This window comes from Kitasatospora sp. NPDC058032 (assembly GCF_042885845.1).
In the GTDB taxonomy this organism is placed as follows: domain Bacteria; phylum Actinomycetota; class Actinomycetes; order Streptomycetales; family Streptomycetaceae; genus Kitasatospora.
The window spans coordinates 140,500-156,828 of sequence record NZ_JBHVRK010000004.1 but is presented as its reverse complement, the minus strand read 5'-3'; the positions used below and the strand labels follow the sequence as shown (position 1 = coordinate 156,828).

At 73.8% G+C, this 16,329-nt stretch carries 20 protein-coding genes; all 20 read left to right on the top strand.

What is annotated here, in order from left to right:
• Positions 1–88: 88 nt before the first annotated feature.
• Positions 89–397 carry a DUF6112 family protein gene (locus ACFVUH_RS08530; RefSeq protein WP_387912334.1) on the top strand — a complete coding sequence of 103 codons (309 nt, stop codon included), beginning with the start codon at positions 89–91 and terminating at the stop codon, positions 395–397.
• The gene (locus tag ACFVUH_RS08525; protein ID WP_387912011.1) at positions 398–1,120 is read left to right on the top strand and encodes a hypothetical protein; all 723 of its coding nucleotides are present in this window, start codon (positions 398–400) and stop codon (positions 1,118–1,120) included.
• A 52-nt stretch (positions 1,121–1,172) separates the two neighbouring features.
• Positions 1,173–2,783, top strand: coding sequence for a conjugal transfer protein TrbL family protein (locus ACFVUH_RS08520; RefSeq protein ID WP_387912010.1), 1,611 nt, complete (start codon positions 1,173–1,175; stop codon positions 2,781–2,783).
• Between the two features lie 121 nt (positions 2,784–2,904).
• Entirely contained in the window at positions 2,905–4,359 is a 1,455-nt protein-coding gene (locus ACFVUH_RS08515) for an SCO6880 family protein (RefSeq protein WP_387912332.1), read from the top strand.
• Positions 4,360–4,382: 23 nt separating this feature from the next.
• Positions 4,383–4,817: a DUF6238 family protein gene (locus ACFVUH_RS08510; RefSeq protein WP_387912008.1), complete on the top strand. Its 435-nt coding sequence runs from the start codon at positions 4,383–4,385 to the stop codon at positions 4,815–4,817.
• Between the two features lie 29 nt (positions 4,818–4,846).
• A complete protein-coding gene (locus tag ACFVUH_RS08505) occupies positions 4,847–6,382 on the top strand; it encodes an ATP-binding protein (RefSeq protein WP_387912006.1) in 1,536 nt (511 codons plus the stop codon).
• Positions 6,383–6,545: 163 nt separating this feature from the next.
• Positions 6,546–7,403 (top strand): ParB N-terminal domain-containing protein, encoded by an 858-nt coding sequence (locus ACFVUH_RS08500; RefSeq protein WP_387912005.1) that lies wholly within the window; start codon positions 6,546–6,548, stop codon positions 7,401–7,403.
• Positions 7,400–7,918 carry a hypothetical protein gene (locus ACFVUH_RS08495; RefSeq protein WP_387912004.1) on the top strand — a complete coding sequence of 173 codons (519 nt, stop codon included), beginning with the start codon at positions 7,400–7,402 and terminating at the stop codon, positions 7,916–7,918. Before ACFVUH_RS08500 ends, ACFVUH_RS08495 begins: the two co-directional genes overlap by 4 nt.
• The gene (locus ACFVUH_RS08490) at positions 7,915–8,592 is read left to right on the top strand and encodes a hypothetical protein (RefSeq protein WP_387912003.1); all 678 of its coding nucleotides are present in this window, start codon (positions 7,915–7,917) and stop codon (positions 8,590–8,592) included. The genes ACFVUH_RS08495 and ACFVUH_RS08490 overlap by 4 nt, the downstream gene beginning before the upstream one ends.
• Before the next feature lie 211 nt (positions 8,593–8,803).
• The gene (locus ACFVUH_RS08485; protein ID WP_387912002.1) at positions 8,804–9,232 is read left to right on the top strand and encodes a hypothetical protein; all 429 of its coding nucleotides are present in this window, start codon (positions 8,804–8,806) and stop codon (positions 9,230–9,232) included.
• Between the two features lie 71 nt (positions 9,233–9,303).
• A complete protein-coding gene (locus ACFVUH_RS08480; RefSeq protein ID WP_387912000.1) occupies positions 9,304–9,696 on the top strand; it encodes a hypothetical protein in 393 nt (130 codons plus the stop codon).
• Positions 9,693–10,445 carry a hypothetical protein gene (locus ACFVUH_RS08475; RefSeq protein WP_387911998.1) on the top strand — a complete coding sequence of 251 codons (753 nt, stop codon included), beginning with the start codon at positions 9,693–9,695 and terminating at the stop codon, positions 10,443–10,445. Before ACFVUH_RS08480 ends, ACFVUH_RS08475 begins: the two co-directional genes overlap by 4 nt.
• 40 nt (positions 10,446–10,485) lie before the next feature.
• Positions 10,486–11,460, top strand: coding sequence for a hypothetical protein (locus tag ACFVUH_RS08470; RefSeq protein ID WP_387911996.1), 975 nt, complete (start codon positions 10,486–10,488; stop codon positions 11,458–11,460).
• Positions 11,461–11,508: 48 nt separating this feature from the next.
• A complete protein-coding gene (locus ACFVUH_RS08465) occupies positions 11,509–12,657 on the top strand; it encodes a hypothetical protein (RefSeq protein ID WP_387911994.1) in 1,149 nt (382 codons plus the stop codon).
• A 19-nt stretch (positions 12,658–12,676) separates the two neighbouring features.
• Positions 12,677–13,174 carry a hypothetical protein gene (locus ACFVUH_RS08460; RefSeq protein ID WP_387911992.1) on the top strand — a complete coding sequence of 166 codons (498 nt, stop codon included), beginning with the start codon at positions 12,677–12,679 and terminating at the stop codon, positions 13,172–13,174.
• A 29-nt stretch (positions 13,175–13,203) separates the two neighbouring features.
• Positions 13,204–13,680, top strand: a complete 477-nt coding sequence (locus tag ACFVUH_RS08455) for a hypothetical protein (RefSeq protein ID WP_387911990.1) — start codon at positions 13,204–13,206, stop codon at positions 13,678–13,680.
• 2 nt (positions 13,681–13,682) lie between these two features.
• Positions 13,683–14,369, top strand: coding sequence for a hypothetical protein (locus ACFVUH_RS08450; RefSeq protein WP_387911988.1), 687 nt, complete (start codon positions 13,683–13,685; stop codon positions 14,367–14,369).
• Positions 14,366–15,268, top strand: a complete 903-nt coding sequence (locus ACFVUH_RS08445) for a hypothetical protein (RefSeq protein WP_387911987.1) — start codon at positions 14,366–14,368, stop codon at positions 15,266–15,268. The genes ACFVUH_RS08450 and ACFVUH_RS08445 overlap by 4 nt, the downstream gene beginning before the upstream one ends.
• A complete protein-coding gene (locus ACFVUH_RS08440) occupies positions 15,265–15,663 on the top strand; it encodes a hypothetical protein (protein ID WP_387911985.1) in 399 nt (132 codons plus the stop codon). Before ACFVUH_RS08445 ends, ACFVUH_RS08440 begins: the two co-directional genes overlap by 4 nt.
• Positions 15,664–15,765: 102 nt before the next feature.
• On the top strand, positions 15,766–16,323 hold the full coding sequence (locus tag ACFVUH_RS08435) for a hypothetical protein (RefSeq protein ID WP_387911983.1): 558 nt from the start codon (positions 15,766–15,768) through the stop codon (positions 16,321–16,323).
• Positions 16,324–16,329 lie beyond the last annotated feature (6 nt).

Here is a 16,329-nt window from a genome sequence, read left to right as displayed (position 1 = left end):
CCGCTTCCCCCCTCCTCTCGTGCCGGTGTGGCGCCGATCCGCGCCCCGGCACGCCCAAATCCCCTTCCTGGAGAACCGTTTGTCCTTGATTCTTGCCGCCGAGGCGGTCAGCCACCTTGCCTACGACCCGGGCGTGGCGCCGGCGGAGGGCGGCCTGCCGGGCCTGTCGGTCCTCAAGCAGGTCGTCTCCTCCATCAACCTCTTCGCGGTCATCGCGACTGTCGGCGCGCTGTGCGTGGCCGGCATCGTCTGGGCCTGGGGGCACCACACCGGCTCCCACGGGGCCGAGGCCAAGGGCAAGCAGGGAGCCCTGGTCGCCTCGGGCGTGGCCCTGCTCCTGGGCGCGGCCAACGGCCTGATCTCCTTCTTCAGCGCGCTCGGGACGCAGGTCAAGTAAGTGTCTAAGTCCCGTCTTCTCAGCAGTGATTCGGTCTTCCACCGGCGGCTGCTGATCGGGCTGGGCGTGCTGCTGGCCGCCGCCCTGCTGGCCGGGCTCGTCGCCCGGCTGGCGGGCGGCGGCCCCGCCGACCACCCCGCCCCGGCATCCTCCGCCACCGCTTCTGCCGTTGCGGGCCCCGGCTCCTGGGCGGCGTCCTCGCCCACCGCTGTCGCCACCGCCACCGTCTCCACCGGTGCCGGTGCCGGTGCCGAAGCCGGTCCGAGCGTCGCCCGCCCCCCGCACACCGGCTCCCCGACCGACTTCGCCCAGGCGTTTGCCCGCACTCTCTGGTCGTACGACACCCGCATGCTCGACCAGCAGCACTTCGTGAACGGGCTGCGGCTGTGGCTCACACCGGAGGTCCAGTACGCCGACGCCGCCTCGGTCGAGTCCCAGCTCCCGGACCCGCTGTTGTGGTCGCGCATGCGCGACCAGGCCCAGACCTCCACCGCCGACATCGCCGAGGCGCACCTGCCGGCCGCCTTCCAGCAGGCCATCGCCAAGAACCCCGAGGCGCTGAGCACGGCGTACATCTACGCCGTCACCGTCACTGGCAAGGTCGAGGTCGCCTGGAACGGGGGCGGGCGCGGCGCGGAGGAGCGGGCCATCACCCTCGCCGTGCAGTGTCGCCCGCAGCGCGACTGCGCGTTGGCCTCCATCGCCTCCACCGTCTACCCGTGACCTGCCCGGTCCCCCTGCCTGAGGAGCTGAACAGCCCATCGGTTTCTGCGATTTGCCCGGCGCGGGCCTGCTGTGCGACGTCGTCACCGGCGGCGTCGGCGAATCCATCACCACCAGTATCGGCAACTGGATCGCGAAGAGCGCCGGCGACCTCGCGAAGAGCGCCGTCGACATGGCGTCGCGCGCCGTCGACAAGACCACCACCGTCGACCTGAACGCCGACTGGTTCCGCACCAACTACAGCATCGTCCTGCCCATCGCCCTGACGGTGATCGTGATGACCTTCATCCTCCAACTCGTGCGCGCCGCCTGGCGCCAGGACGGCCAGGCCCTGGTCCAAGCCGTCACCGGCACCGTGTCCTCCGTCTTCTTCGCGATGACAGCGATCACGTTCACGGGCGTCGCGGTCGTCGTGGTCGACGCCCTGTCCAGGGGCCTCTTCCAGATCGCCAACAGCTCGATGGACGACGCGGTGCGACGCCTCGTCAAGGTCTCGATGATCACCATAACCACCCCTCTCGGGTGGGCTGTTCCGACCCTGGTGGCCCTCGGGTGCGCGGTCGGCGCGATCCTCTACTGGGGCATGATGATCTTCCGCAAGGTCAGCATCCTCACCCTGGTCGTCCTCGCCCCGCTCGCCGCCGCAGGCGGTCCGTGGGAACCGACCCGAGACTGGAAGAGGCGCTGGGTGGAGGCCACCGCCACCGTCGTCATGTCCAAGCTCGTGATGACGATCATCATGTTGGTCGGCGTCTCGGCGATCGGCCAGAGCGACACGAAGGACGGCCTCACCGCGCTGTCGGACATCATCGCCGGCCTGGTCGTGATGGCCCTCGTCCTGTGCTGCCCCTTCATGATCTACAAGTTCGTCCACTGGGCCGGCGACGGACAGGCCCACGACCTGCACCGTTCAACCTCCGCGGGCCTGCAGACCGCCACCGCCGCCGCGAAGAAGGGAGGGCAGATGGCAATGAGCGCTGGCGCCGGCGGAGGCGCGGGCGCGGCAACCGGCGCGGGTGGGGCGGCCAGCGCGGGTGGGGCGGCCAGCCCGCAGGGGCCCGCCCAGGTTCCCGGCATGCAGACCGGCAGCCTCTCCGGCGGCGCCGACCCCTCGGGCGGATCCGCCTCCGGCGCCCTCGCCAAGGCCACCCCCACCTCGTTCAAGTACGGCGCCCCCACCAGGTCCGGCCCGGGCGACGGCGGTCTCCCGTTGATCAGCCGCTCCGGCCCCTCCCGCACCGACGGCGACCAGGACAAGCCCCTCATCACCCGAGCAGGCTCCTCTAACCCGTCTGGTCCGGGCGGATCCGCCACAGACACCGCCGCGCAGGCAGCCGGTTCCTCAACCCGGATCACGACACCCGGCGGCGCACCCGCGCCCTCCGCCGCCCGCTCGGCTCCTGCCGGTGCCGCGCCTGCCGCCGAAGGTCCTGCCTTCGAGCCGGTGATCGCCCCGCCCGCGGGCCCCGCGCCTACCCCTGGCAGCCCGGTACCCGCTTCCGGCGGCGCACCCGCGGCTTCCGCCGCCCGCTCGGCTCCTGCCGGTGCCGCGCCTGCCGCCGAAGGTCCTGCCTTCGAGCCGGTGATCGCCCCGCCCGCGGGCCCCGCGCCCACCCCGGCCGGCCAGCGGTTCACCTTCCCCCAGCGCCCGCCGTCCGCCTGACGCCCGCGCTTCCCTCCCCGCGTCCCCGACAGCCCCCGGCTGCCTGCGGCGCCCTCCCGGACCACAACCTCCGGGAGGGCGCCGGGACCGGTCCCCGCCCGCACCGTAGGTAGAGAGCACCCTGACCAGCGAGACCCCTGCCACGATCAGATTCCCCACCCGCTCGCGCCGCGGCATCCTCCTCGGCCTCACCTTTCCCCAGCTCGTGGTCGTCGGCTTCGGCGCACTGCTGCTCCTCACCGTCCTCATGACCATGGGCGTCCTCGCGGCCCTCGCGCTGAGCCCGCTGTGGGCCCTGCTCGGCGCCGTCGCCGTCGTTCGAATACGCGGCCAGTCGGTCGCCGAATGGGCGCCGATTGCCCTGCGCTACGGGCTGCGCCGCGTCCGGGGCCAGCTCCTCTGGCTGGCCAAGCCCTCCACCCGGCCCCGCCGCGAGGGCCTGCTCCACCTGCCCGGCACCGCCGCGTCACTGCGCGCCGTCACCTCACCCGACGGACGTCTGGGCGCTGTCCACGACCAGCAGCAGGGCACGCTGACCGCCGTCACCCGTGTCTCCAGCCGGGCGTTCGCGCTGCTCGACCCGGCCACGCAGAACAGCAACGTGGCAGGCTGGGGACGGGCTCTGGCCGCACTGTCGCGATCCGGGCAGATCGCCCGGATCCAGGTCCTGGAGCGGACCGTCCCCGACTCGGGCGACACCCTGCAGCGGTACTGGCTGGAGCACGGCCGTCCCGCCACCGCGGTGGCCGGCCCGATCTACGAGGACCTCCTCGCCGCCGCCGGACCCAGCGCCGCACCCCACGAGGCGTACATCGCCATCGCCCTGGACCTGCGCGAGGCCCGCCGCCTGATCAACCAGGCCGGTGGCGGCCTGCCGGGCGCGTTCGCCGTCCTCGCCCAGCTCACCGCATCCCTCGACACATCGATCCGCGGCGCGGGCCTGGTGCCCGGCGGCTGGCTGACCGCAGGCGAGATTGCCGCGGTCGTGCGCACCGCCTACGACCCGGCCGTCCTCGGCGCGCTGGAGCGCTGGAGCGAGTCCGGCCGCCCCGAGGCCGACGTCGCCGCCGCAGGCCCCGTCGTCCTGGTCGAAGAGCCCGAACAGATCCGCACCGACTCCGCGCACCACGCCACCTTCTGGATCGAGCAGTGGCCCAGGACCGAGACCAGCGCCGGGTTCCTCCACCAACTGCTCTACAGCAGCGGTGTCCGCCGCACGCTCTCGCTGACCTACGTCCCCCAGCAGCTCGACGCCGCGCTCAAGGACGTTCAGCGCAAGAAGGCCACGATCATCGCGGACGCCGCCGAGCGAGTACGCCGTGGCCAGGTCGACTCCGAGAGCGACACCGTCGAGTACGCGGACGTCAAGCAGCGTGAACTGCAGCTGATCGCCGGCCACGCCGACGTCGCGATGACCGGCCTGCTCGTCGTCTCCGCAGACGACTCCGAGCAGCTCAGCGCCGCCTGCGCCCAGGTCGAGACCGCGGCCGTCGCTGCCCTGATCGACCTGCGCCGCCTGACGATGCAGCAGGCCGAGGCGTTCACCGCCGCCGCCCTTCCCCTCGCCCGCCTCTGACCACCGAAGGGCGCCACCGCTCCTTGTCCCACGACTCCCCGGACCTGCTGCGCTTCGCCAGCGCCGCCGTCGACGTCCACCATCACACCCGGCTCGCCGACGAAGGGCCCCTGCCTCGCGCCGAGCTGGACAGCCTCCATGCCCACACGAACGCGCTGTTCGGCCTGTTGGACACCGCCGCCGACCGGGCCCGCGCCCACGACGCGGCCGTGGGCGACCACCTCCACGGCGCCCGCCTTCGCCTGTGGCAGGTCTGCGAGCACCTCCACGACGCCTACCACGCGGCCCCGCGCGCCGACGGACGCCGCCCGACCCGCGAAGCCTGCGCCTCCCGGTTGCCCGAGGGCACGCCCGACCTGGGCATCTGCCGGCGCCGCGGCGCCACGGCCGCCCGGCTGCGCAGGATCGCGACCCCGACCGACCTGCACGCACCCGTCACCGGCATGGTCCGGCGCTGACCGGCGACCCGCGAAAGAGAGGAGCCCCTATGCGCAGTACCAGCGCCAGCCCGCTGTTCACCCCCGCCCGGGGCAACCGGGCCGCCCGTCGCCAGGCCCGCCGCGACCTGGCCGAGGCCCGCCGCCAGGCCCGGCTCGCCGACCGGCCCCGCCGCCGGGAGGCTGGCGCCGTCGACGAGTTGGACGAGCGCCCCGCTTACCCTGCCGCCGGCCGTCCCGGCCCCGCTTCCGCTCGCGGCGGCAAGCTCACCCTCCCCCCGCACCGCATGACCACCGCCGTGGCCGCCGGCGCTTTCCCCTTCCTGGCCGAAGGCGGCCTCGGGGCGGGCGGCATGTACATCGGCCGCGACGTCCACTCCGAGGCGTCGTACGTGTTCGACCCCTTCAGTCTCTACGGGAAAGTTGAAGGTTTTACAAACCCTAACGTGGTGCTGGCCGGTGTGATCGGTATGGGTAAGTCCGCCCTCGCCAAGTCGCTGGCCTTGCGCTCGATCGCCCACGGCTACAAGGTGTACGTGCCCTGCGACCCGAAGGGCGAATGGACCTCCGTGGCAGCGGAGTTGGGCGGCCGGACGATATCGCTCGGCCCCGGGATGAGCGGTCGCCTCAACCCGCTGGACGCCCCCGCCGCGCCGCCCGGCACGGACGAGCAGGACTGGGCGGGCGAGGTCCGCAAGCGTCGCCTCCTCCTGCTGGCCGCCCTCGCACGCACCGTGCTGCACCGGGACCTGCTGCCGATGGAGCACACCGCGCTGGATGTCGCGCTCGACGAGGTCGTCGCCGATGCCCAACTCGCGGGCCGCGTACCGCTGCTGGGGGACATCGCGACGATGCTCGGCGACTCCTCGCGCCTGGACGACGCGCTCGGCGACCGGGCCCGGCGCCTGGGCGCCGCTGCCGAGGACCTCGCTCATGCCCTGCGCCGTCTCGTCCAAGGTGACTTGGCGAACATGTTCGACGCCCCCTCGACAGTCCGCTTCGACCCGAGAGCTCCGATGCTCACGATTGACCTCTCCAGCCTGGGCACGGCCGGTGACGACACCGGGCTGATCCTGGCGATGACCTGTGCTTCTGCCTGGATGGAGGCCGCGCTTTCGGACCCGGGCGGTGGCCGCCGGTGGGTCGTCTACGACGAGGCGTGGCGCCTCATGCGGCACCTGCCGCTGCTGGAGCGCATGCAGGGCCAGCTGAAGCTGGCCCGCGGCCTGGGCATCGCCAACCTGATCGTGATCCACCGCCTGTCCGACCTCTTGTCGGCCGGCGACGCGGGCTCGCGTGGCCGGGCCCTGGCCGAGGGACTGCTCACGGACTGCGCCACCCGGATCATCTACCGCCAGGAAGCGGACCAACTCGCCGCCACCGCGAGCCTGCTGGGCCTTACCAGTGTGGAGACCGCGGCCATCGCCAACTGCGGCCGGGGCCGCGGCCTCCACAAGCTGGCCGGCCGGAGCTTCGTCGTCCAGCACATCCTGCACCCGGCCGAGCGAATCTTGTTCGACACCGACGCCCGGATGGGCGAGAAGGCCAGCGGGTTCACGAATCCCGAAGCGCTGCCGGAGCTCTGACCGCCCCGGCGGCCGGCGTCCTCCCGCCCTCCTGCTCGGACGCTGGCGGAACCCGCACCGCTCGCACCGCCGGGCACGCCTCCGGCACGCGGCCACTCCCGATGAGCGGCCCGTCCACCGCCAGCGGCGTCCGTCCGATCCTTGCCGCCCCCATCCGCAGCCGATGACACGCGCTCCGGACAAGCCCTTCCACCAGGAGGAAACCATCGAGGTCCACCCCACCGCCGCCATCTTCCCCATGCTCGACGACGACGAGCTGCAAGCACTCGCCGACGACATCAAGGATCTCGGCCAGCTCCACCCGATCGTGGTGGACGAACACAACCGGATCCTGGACGGACGGAACCGCTTCAAAGCATGTGAAATTGCCGGAGTAGAGCCGCAGTTCGCCGCCTTCCAGGGAAGCGACCCCGCGACCTACGCGCTGTCGGTCAACATCCGCCGGCGAAGCCTCACCAAGGGCCAGGCCGCGATGGTGGCCGCCAAGGCAGTTTCAGTTTCTGAAGACGACCCCCGTTCAAAAACTGAGCGGTCGGTCCGTTCAATTTCTGAAACTGCGGGCGTCTCCATTGGACGGGTCGGCCAGGCCAACACCGTGCTGCGCCACGCTCCCGACCTGGTGGACGCCGTGATCGCGGGCGCCACGGGGCTGGACGAGGCGTACAAGGTGGCTCGCGAGAACAAGGCGTACGCCGACTCCGCCGAAGCCCAGCTCGCACGGCTCCGGGCGGAGGACCCGCAGTTGGCCGACCGAGTGGTGGAGGGCGAGCTCACACTCCCGGGGGCCTGGGCCGAGCGCAAGGAACGGGCGGAGGAAGAGGTCCGCCAGCGCAAGGTCGCCACCCAGTTCCTGTGCGAGGTGGTTCCGCCGCTCGCCCAGGCCCGGGGCACCGATACGGTCCGCCTCTACGATCCGCAGTTCATGCTGACCGGCCGGCCGATCACCGCAGAGGTGATCGACCAGGCGATCGAGGCCCTGGCCGAGATGGCCCAGGCGTGGCGGGAGCGTGAGGAGGCGTGATCGACATCGCCGACGTGCGGCTGCTGGAGATCGTCGAGGACGCCGCCGCGACGGTCACCGACGACATCGGACGTCTGCGCAAGGTCGCCTTCGAGAACGAGGTGTACGACCAGCTGATGGCCGAGGACCTCGACGCCCGCGTGCGGTCCGCCGCCGTCCGCAAGACTGCCAAGGCGCTCGTGCGCGGCTTCGGTGACAGCCGCAGCCCCAAGCCCCGCAAGAACGCCGGGATGTTCCATCCGCGGCTGGTCTTGAGGCTGGGCGGCGGTGTGTGGGTGTGGATGGATCGCGCCACGCCCACTGACCTCCTCGAATGGGGTCGGCTGTCCACCAAGAACCTGGCGCGGGTGGCCATCGCCGAGGCGGACCGCCAGGACTACGTCGCGGAGCGGTTGGAGATGTTCCGCATCCACATCGGCTTCGCCCACCTCGGGGAGCTGGAGCGGGCCGTCTACGGTTACACCGACAGCGACGCCTCCTTCGAGGACGGCGATTTCTGGCCGGAGTCGCCGTGACGTATGTGACTCTCACGCACGACGTCGGCCTCGCCACCTACGTCGCCTCGGCCCCCGACCGGCACAGCGCCCAGGAGCTGGAGCAGGCCGGGTTCGTGCGGCACGATGCGAGTGGGCTGCACCGCCTGCGCCGGGGCACCCCGTTGTCGGTGGGGGACCGGATGATCCGGGACGCCGCCCGGTACCTGAACGCGGTCGACTACGGATTCCTGCGGGTCTACTCCGAGGACGAGCAGCGGCGCCAGGCCGCGGCGGGCGTGCCGGGCCCGGCGCAGACCACCGCGCCCGGCACGATCCGCCGCCACCACGTGAGCGCTGACGTCGCCCGCGGCCACCTGGTCCTGCTGGCGCGCTTCAGCGGCGCGTACGGGGAGACGGAACTGCTGGGCACCTACCCGGTCACCGGAGGCGCGGCGACGTTCTACACGGAGGCGGACAGCGACTGGTGGGGCGTCGTCCGTCACGACGGTCTCGACCGGGCGGTCGCCGACTTCGGTCGCCCGCTGTCCCTCCCGGCGCCCGCGGGCTCGCGGGGAGATGCGGCCCGCGCCGCCTCGCGCAACGCCGCCCAGCTCCGCTCCGCCGCAGCCTCCGCCACACCCGCCCAGGCCGCCACCGCGGCTCGGGCCCTGCCCGTCGCGCAGGCCGAGCGCGGCAGGGGACAGCCCTTCTGATTCCCCCCGTTCCCGCCGACCTTCCCCGACAAGTCTGGAGCATCTCCTGGCCACCCATTCCGCGATCACGCTTGCGACCGAGACCGGTTACACCGGTGCCTACTGCCACTGGGACGGCCACCCCAGCCACCAGCTGCCGCTGCTGCTGACCGCTTACCAGCACCGCTTCGGCGGCGACCTGGCGGAGATGGGCCGCCATCTCGTCGAAACCGTGGAGGCTGGATGGTCCTTCCTGGGCACCGATCTGCTCGACGGTGCCCCCGACGACCTCCGGGCCGAGGTCATCGGCCCCCGCCGCGATCCCAGCCGCGAACTGAGCGGGCCGGGACGGTACGTCATCAATGAGCGCGACACCAAGGGCCTGCAGTGGGTGTACGTGCTGCGCCCGGACGGCGCCGAGGTGATCGGCCTGGAGGAGCACCGTCGCGGCCCGGTCGTGCCGTGGGGGACGGATCCGCGCAGCCGTTTCAGCGACCGCCCGCGCCTGTGGAGTCCGAAGAGGCGCCTGCCGGTCGATGCCCCGGCCCGGCCCGGCTCGGCCGCGGCCCGCGCCGGGTCCGGCGCGATCCTCTCCGCCTCGCCCAAGGCCCCGGCGCCCGCGGCGCCCGTCACGGCGAAGGCGCCCGGCCTGACCCGCTGACCGGCCCCCTTCCCGTCTCCCCGCCGTCCTTTTCCTCCTTCTGTCCTCACCTGTACTTCCGGAGGTTCCACTTGCCTACATCGCTTACCCGCCTCGACTCCCGGGTGGAGGCCGCGCTCGGGCACAGCATCGCCGCGCTGCACGCCGAACAGGCGCGCCTGGACGCCGCCGCCGCTCGCGTGCTGGACGCTCACCGCACGCTGACCCGAGCGGAGACCACCGTCGCCTTCGAGCGCGTACGGCTGCTAATCTGCGCCGACCGTCAGCGCCGGGTCGACGACCAGCTGCTGGACAACCTCAGCGCACAGCTGGAGGTGCTGGAGGACGCCGCCACCGCCCGCGACGAGGCGGAGAGCGACCTACTCGCCCGGATCGAGGAGCACCAGCGCGCGACCGCGACCGCAGCGGTTGCCGGCCCGCCCCGTGCCGTTCCCGTCGTCCAGGCCGCAGGGCGGAGCCGATGAGCCGGCCGCGGCAGGCCCCGGCGGTGCTCTTCGGGTGGGCCTACGACCACGGGGAGTTCGCCGTCGTCGCCGACGAGTCCTCCCCACTGGTGCGGCTGATCCTCGACCACTGCGGGTTCGAACACCGGATCGAGGAACTGGACGCCTGGGGGATCGAACCGGGCGCCGACGACCGTGACCAGCAGACCACCGCCGCCGGCGTTGCCGTCGAACTCCTGGCCGTGGCCGGCCTGAGGGTGGGCAACTGGCACGAGCCCCAACAGGGAACGGCCGACGTCGTGCGGCACTACCGGTGGCTGCGCAGCACGGATCCGTTCCCTGACGCGGCAGCGGTCGAGCGGGCCGCTGCCGCCGAGGCATGGGAGCGGCTTTCGACCCGTGAGCTGGACCCGGTCTCCCGGCAGACGACCGAGGAGGTCGCCTCCGGGCTGCTGCGGGTGGAGGCCCGGCGCACCCTCGACGGCACGGAGTGGATGCTGGCGACCCCGCAGGGCGAGCCCGACCACTACGTCGGCCTGCGCCACGACCTCAAGGACGGCCGTTTCGGCATAACCGACGACTACGCGACGTGGTTCGCGGGCCAGGCCCGGCGCGACTTCCGCATCGACATCCTGCGCGAGACCCGCCCGCCGAAGTCCGCGCGTGCCTGCGCGGCGGCCCTCGCTGGCGCCCCGGTGCGGCTGTCCGCCGGCCTGGCCGACCGTCCTGTCCATCCGGCTGTCGCGGCGCTCGAAGCCCGCCACCGCTGACCCTCGTTCCCGTTCCCCTTTCCACGAGCAGAGGCCCATCTTGCCTGCAGACATCTCCTTCACCCCCGGTGCGGACGGCGCGATCATCGCCGAGATCGCGCCCGGCCTTCCCGCCAGCGCCCGCCGGCTTCTCGAACAGCACGACGCCGTGCGGGGCGAGAGCGGCACCTACACGTTCGCCGGCAGCGACGCCGTCGCGCGGGCGGCCCGTGCCGCGCTGCTCCTGAACACGGGAGGGCTGCGTGTCGACACCTTCACCGGACCGCTGGAGCCCCCGGTGCCCGCCCCCGTGGACGGCGTGGACGTGATCTTCGCGCGCCACCCCACCGAGGGGATCGTCGCGGCCACCACCAGCGACGCCACCGAGGGCCTGGTGCCCGACGTCCTGCGGAAGTTCGGGTTCACGCACGACGGCAGCGCGCCGGACCGCGACATCTACCTGCAGCCCGCTGTCGCCGACGAGCGCCAGGCCCTGGTGGCCGCTGCCCGCGCCAGCATGGTCCTGCAGACCCTGGGCCTGCAGGTCGCTACCCGCGGGCTCGCCACCCCGCCGGCCAGCGCCGACCGGCTCGCCGAGGCCGCCGAGGACCTCGCCGTCGAGCAGGTCAACATCCGCACCCTGACCGACAGCCGGGACATCGCCGACCTGCTGGACGCCGCAGTCGACGGGCACACCGGCGCCCTGCCCCAGCTCAGCGGCCTGCTCGACGACATCAAGGAGTGGGCGGGCGCCCTGCCGGACGGGCAGGACCAGCAGATCCGCGCCCGGATCGACGAGGCCCGCACCGCTACCGAAGCGCTGCTGGCGAACGTCACCGGCCTCCAGCGCGACCTCACCGTCCTCGGTGCGGTCGTCGACGCCCCCGTTACCTCGCTGCGCTCCACCCGCTCCACCGCCGCCACGGCCGCCACCGCGCATGCCGTGACCGGCGGACCGATCCTCCAGGCCGCCGGGCCGGCCAGGACCACAGCGTTCGTCCCGCAGCCCGTCGCCAACCACGCAGCCTCCCTCTAGGAGCCCCGTATCACCGACCTCCCCTCCATCGAGATCGTCCGCCACCCCGTGCACGGCGTTGCGGTGACCGGCCTCGCCCACGCGACCTACCAGCACCGCCGCCTACTGGGCGACTACGGTTTCACGCCGCTCCAGGGCAGCGACGACCTCGTCCTGACTGCCCGGACCGACAACATCTTCATCCACGCCCGGCAGGCTGTCGTGGCCCTGCGCTCCACTGGCGCCGCCGTCAAGGCGGACCCGGCTTTCGACTACGAGCAGCACCCGGGCCACGCGAGCCCGGCCGCCATGGCCGCCGGACCGAACGCCCGGATCGTCACGCCCTCGGGCCTTTCGGTCCCCTCGGTCGACGTCGCGGTCGGCACGCACCCGGAACACGGCATCGTGGCCACCAACCACTCCGGCGACCCGGCCGCAGCCAAGCTCCTCGCCCAGCACGGCTTCTACCGCACCCCCGGCCACCCGACGCTGTTCGCGCTGACCAAGCAGGACACCGACGGGGTCCGGCGGGCTGCGGGCACCGTCGCCAAGATGCGCGCCGCCGGACTGAACGTCACCGCCGACCTCCCGTACGAGCCGGCTGCCGCCGCCCACGCTGCCGAGGACCCGTTCCAAATCCGCATCGTCAAGGTCGAGGAGAAGGCGCCGGCACCGCCTGCGCACGCCGGACCCGACGACCCGTTCCTGACCAGGGTCATCCCCGTCGAGCGGCCGAACAGCGGTGACCGGGCCGCTGCAGAGCCTGCCGTCCACATCACGGCCGATCCGTTCGCGACCCGGCTGCACCCGGCGCCCGCCGTGCGTGCCGGCGCCGATTCCCGGACGGCCGCGCTGCTGGCCAACCGGCAGCAGACGCTGGCGACGATCGAGGAGATCCTTGCCGGCCTGTCCCAGCAGCTGCGCGACGATCCGCAGGCACTGGACCCCGTGCAGGTCTCGGCCGTTCTCGAAGAGGCGCAGAGCACCCTCGGTGGGGTGCGTCGGGACCTGGACACGATCACGGCCGCCACCTCGGCCCGCCCCCGCTCGGCCGCGCCCGCCGTCACTCGCCCGGCCGCCACCGCGACGCTCGGCGCCCGCGCCCAGGCCGCCCGGGCCACCAGCCTGCGCCTGGGACGGGTCAGCGCCGCACAGCCGGTTGAGGCCGCCGCACAGCCCGTCGACCCGCGGCAGAAGTACAGCATCCACATCCGCTGACCTGGAGGTATTCCTCACATTGCCCGTCAAGACGACATGGGCCGTCACCCACACCTGCGGCGACAGCACCGACTATGACCTCTCCTCCCGTCCGGCGGACCAGCGCGCCGGCTACGCCCGCTGGCTCGCCGGGCGCGACTGCACCGACTGCTGGAAGGCCCAGCGCGACACCGCCGGCGCCGCCGACCGGGCGGCGTGGCTGGAGAACAAGCGCGCCGAGGAACAGCAGGCCGCCACCTCGTGGGCCGCGAAGTTCCGGATGCCCCCGCTGGGCGGCCCCGAGCGGGCCCTGGCCTGGGGCGAGCGCTCGCGCCACCAGCTGATGACCAGCGCCTACCGCGTGCTGGTCGCCGAGGGCGCCCTCGGCGAGAGCGGCTGGCAGGAGATCGAGGACCGGGCCCGCACCGTCGACCGCGCCGGCTGGTGGATCGACCAGCGCGACGCCGCGCCCGCGGACCTGCCGGAGCTGCTGGAAGCCGCCACCGACACCGACCGCAGCACCGAAAACCCTTACTGACACCCACCCGCCCGGAGGTACCCGCCGCCTTGTCCCTCACCACCGCCCTGTCCACCGCCAGCCCCGGCACCACCGAGACCGGGAAGATCGCGGCCTGGGCGATCCGCCGGCTCGGCGACCACCTGCACGACAGCGAGTCCCCGGCCGCCAGCGCCACCGCCCTGGAAGCGGTCGAAACCGCGCTGTACGAGGTGGAGGAAGCACTACGGCTCGCCGCCGAGAACGCCGCCGCCGACGACGGCGCCCCCGCCCGGTTCGTCGCAGGCCAGCTGAGCTCCTCCGCTCTGGACGCCGTGCGCCTGCGCACACGCCTGGAAGCCGTCGCGGTGCGCCTGCGCGGGTACGGCGACGACTTCCCCGCGCCGGACACCGAGCCGGCGCGCCGGAACGCCGCCCGCGCCGAGTCCGCCGTCCTCGCCATCGCGGCGGCCCAGCAGACACCCGCCACGGCCACCGGGTTCGAGCGGACGGCGGACCCGGGCCGCGTCGCCAGGAGCCTGCGCTGAACGTGCCCGCCGGCAAGGCGGTCCGAATCCGGCCCGGACGGGTCGGCCCGGTGGAGGTGAGCGGCGCCGACGAGCACGCCCTGCGCCTGATCGCGCCCCTCGGGTTCCGGCCCCCGCCCCGTGGATCCGGTCCGGTGCACCTGCAGACGACGGACGGGCCGCTCGCCCGCCGGGCCCTGGCCACCCAGGCGGCCGACCGCCTGGCCCGGGCCGGATACGCGGTCGACCTCGCCCCCGAGCTGCGGATCTCCGAGGCCGGAGAGCGCACCCTGGAGCTGCTCGCCGACCTCAGCCGCCACATCGACGAAGTCGTCGACGCCCTAGGCGAGTTGGACGATGTCAACGATCTGGCCGACGCGGCGGCCCAGATGGTCACCGGCCCGTACAACCCGCTCGCCGCGCTGCAGACGCTGTTCCGGCGCGCGGGGGACAGCGTGCGCCGCGCCGACGGCCGCGGCGCAGGCCGCGACGAGCTGGCCGCCTGGTTCTACGAAGGCGCCCAGCGGATGGCCGGCATCGTCTCCGCCGCGGGCTCCGTCGCCCACACCCCCCGCCCCGGCGCGGGCGGTGAGCGCCGGGCGGCGGCCACCGCCCGGTCGGCCGCCGCCCGGACCGGCGCGGGCGCACCGATCCTCACGGCGCCCGCCGTCCCCACACCCGCCCCGCCCACTACCCGGAGGACTCTTTGACCACGCCACCTGACGAGGCAGACCCCGCGAGCCACGCCGCCCTGCTGCGTGCCGCCGCCGACCGGCTCCAGCCGGAGGGCCCCGACCGGACCCTCCACCTGCTGTCCGCCCTGCTCGGCGAGACCGGCATCCTCGCCCTCGCCTCCCGGCTGGCCGCGCAGGCCGCCCGGTCCCTGGACCCGGCGACGCCCCTGGGTCACCGAGACCCCTACCGCCGCGTCCTTCAGGTCCGCCGCAGCCTCGCCGCCATCGCCGAGGTGATCGACGCGGAACTGGAGGAGACCGAGGAGGACAGCGACGACCTCCTGCGGGGCCTGGGCGCCTGGGCCGTGATGAGCCCCGCCGAGATCGCCGCGGCCAAGGGCACCTACGACCCGCGCCCGCGCTCCGCAGGCGCCGCCCCCGAGCGCCTCCACCTCTTCTGGGTCGACGGATCCGACCACGGCCCCTACCCCGGCCTGGTCGGCCCCGCCCACACCACGGGCGGCCTCGGCCCCTACTCCACCGCGGGCTTCACCCGCGAGGTGGCCGAGCGGATCGTCGACGACCTCCGCTCCGATCCCTGTGACCTGACCGCGGCCTGGCAGGACGACGTCGCACTGCGCTTCACCTGGTCCGCGGACTACGACGGCGTCGGCGGCACCGAGGAGCGCCGGCCCGACGAGCGCGGCCTCTACCGCATCGGCGGACTGTGGCCCTGGGACTACTCCAACGTCCCCGCCCCCGAGCCGCAGCCCCGGAACGACGCCGCCCGTGCCCACTCGCGCGCCCGTGCCGACAGCGTCCCGCAACCGGCCGCGGCCACCGTCCCGGCCGCGGCCACCGTCCCGGCCGCGGCCACCGTCCCGGCCGCGGCCTCGACGCCGGCTGCGGTCCCCGCCGTGCGGAAGTCGCTGTGACGAAGTCCCCCTCCACCTGGCTGGCGGCCAACGCCGCAGCGGCGGTGCGCCGGCTCACCGACGACCTGGCCGCCACCGCCGATCCGGCGGCGGCGGCACGCCTGATCGAGCTGGTGACCGCCGACGGGGGCGTCCTCGAAGCGGTGTCCGACTTCCTGGGCGCGGCCTCGCGTTGGACCGACGCCCGCACGGACACCGCACACCTTCGCAACCGCCTCGGCCGCGCCGGCGACGAGGTGTACGAGGCGGGCGCCGACCTCGAGACCGTGCCCGCCGAACTGCGCGCCCTCGCCGCCCGCGCCGCCTCCCCGTCCCCCGCCCGCCCGCGCACCGCCGTGGTATCCGCGGCCCCGGCCGCGCCCCGGCAGGCCGCCCCGCCGCCCCTGCGTCGCTGAGGAAACGTTTCCGCCCTGATTCCCTCCATCACCCGCTACGCCAGGACCCGCGACCTGCTCGCCTCCGCGCAGCAGCAGGCCCGCCACCGCCCGGGCGCCCCCGTGCCCCGGATCATCGCCTCGTGGCGACCCGTCCCCGAGCTGCCGCCGCTGGGCAGCGCTCAGCTGGACGCCCTCGCCGCCGACCTGGACGAGGACCTCGCCCGGCTGCGCCCGGAGAGCGAGCGCCGCCCGGGCCGCTCCCGCGACGTGTGGCACTGCACCCTGCGGGCCCACCCGGACTCGCCCGCACTGAGCGACGCCCGGTGGGCCGAGGCGGCCCGCCGCGTCTTGGCCGCCACCGGCGTCGCCCCCGACGGTGACCCGGACGGCTGCCGATGGCTGGCCCTGCGTGTGGACAGCCACGAGATCCGCATCATCGCCCCGATGGCCCGGGCGGACGGCCGCCCGCCGCGCCTGGAGCGCGACATCTCCCGTGCCCACGCGGTCTGCCAGCTCCTGGACTTCGAGTCCCGCCGGGTTGCCACCGTGAGCACTGCCGTCCCCCGTTCCGCCGCCGCCCGTGCCTCGTCGCCGACGGTGCGGGTGACCGGGCCTGCCGCCGTACACCAGAGCGGCTTCGCGGGCCTCGCCCGCACCGCAGAGGCACCGAGGCGCTGACCGAGC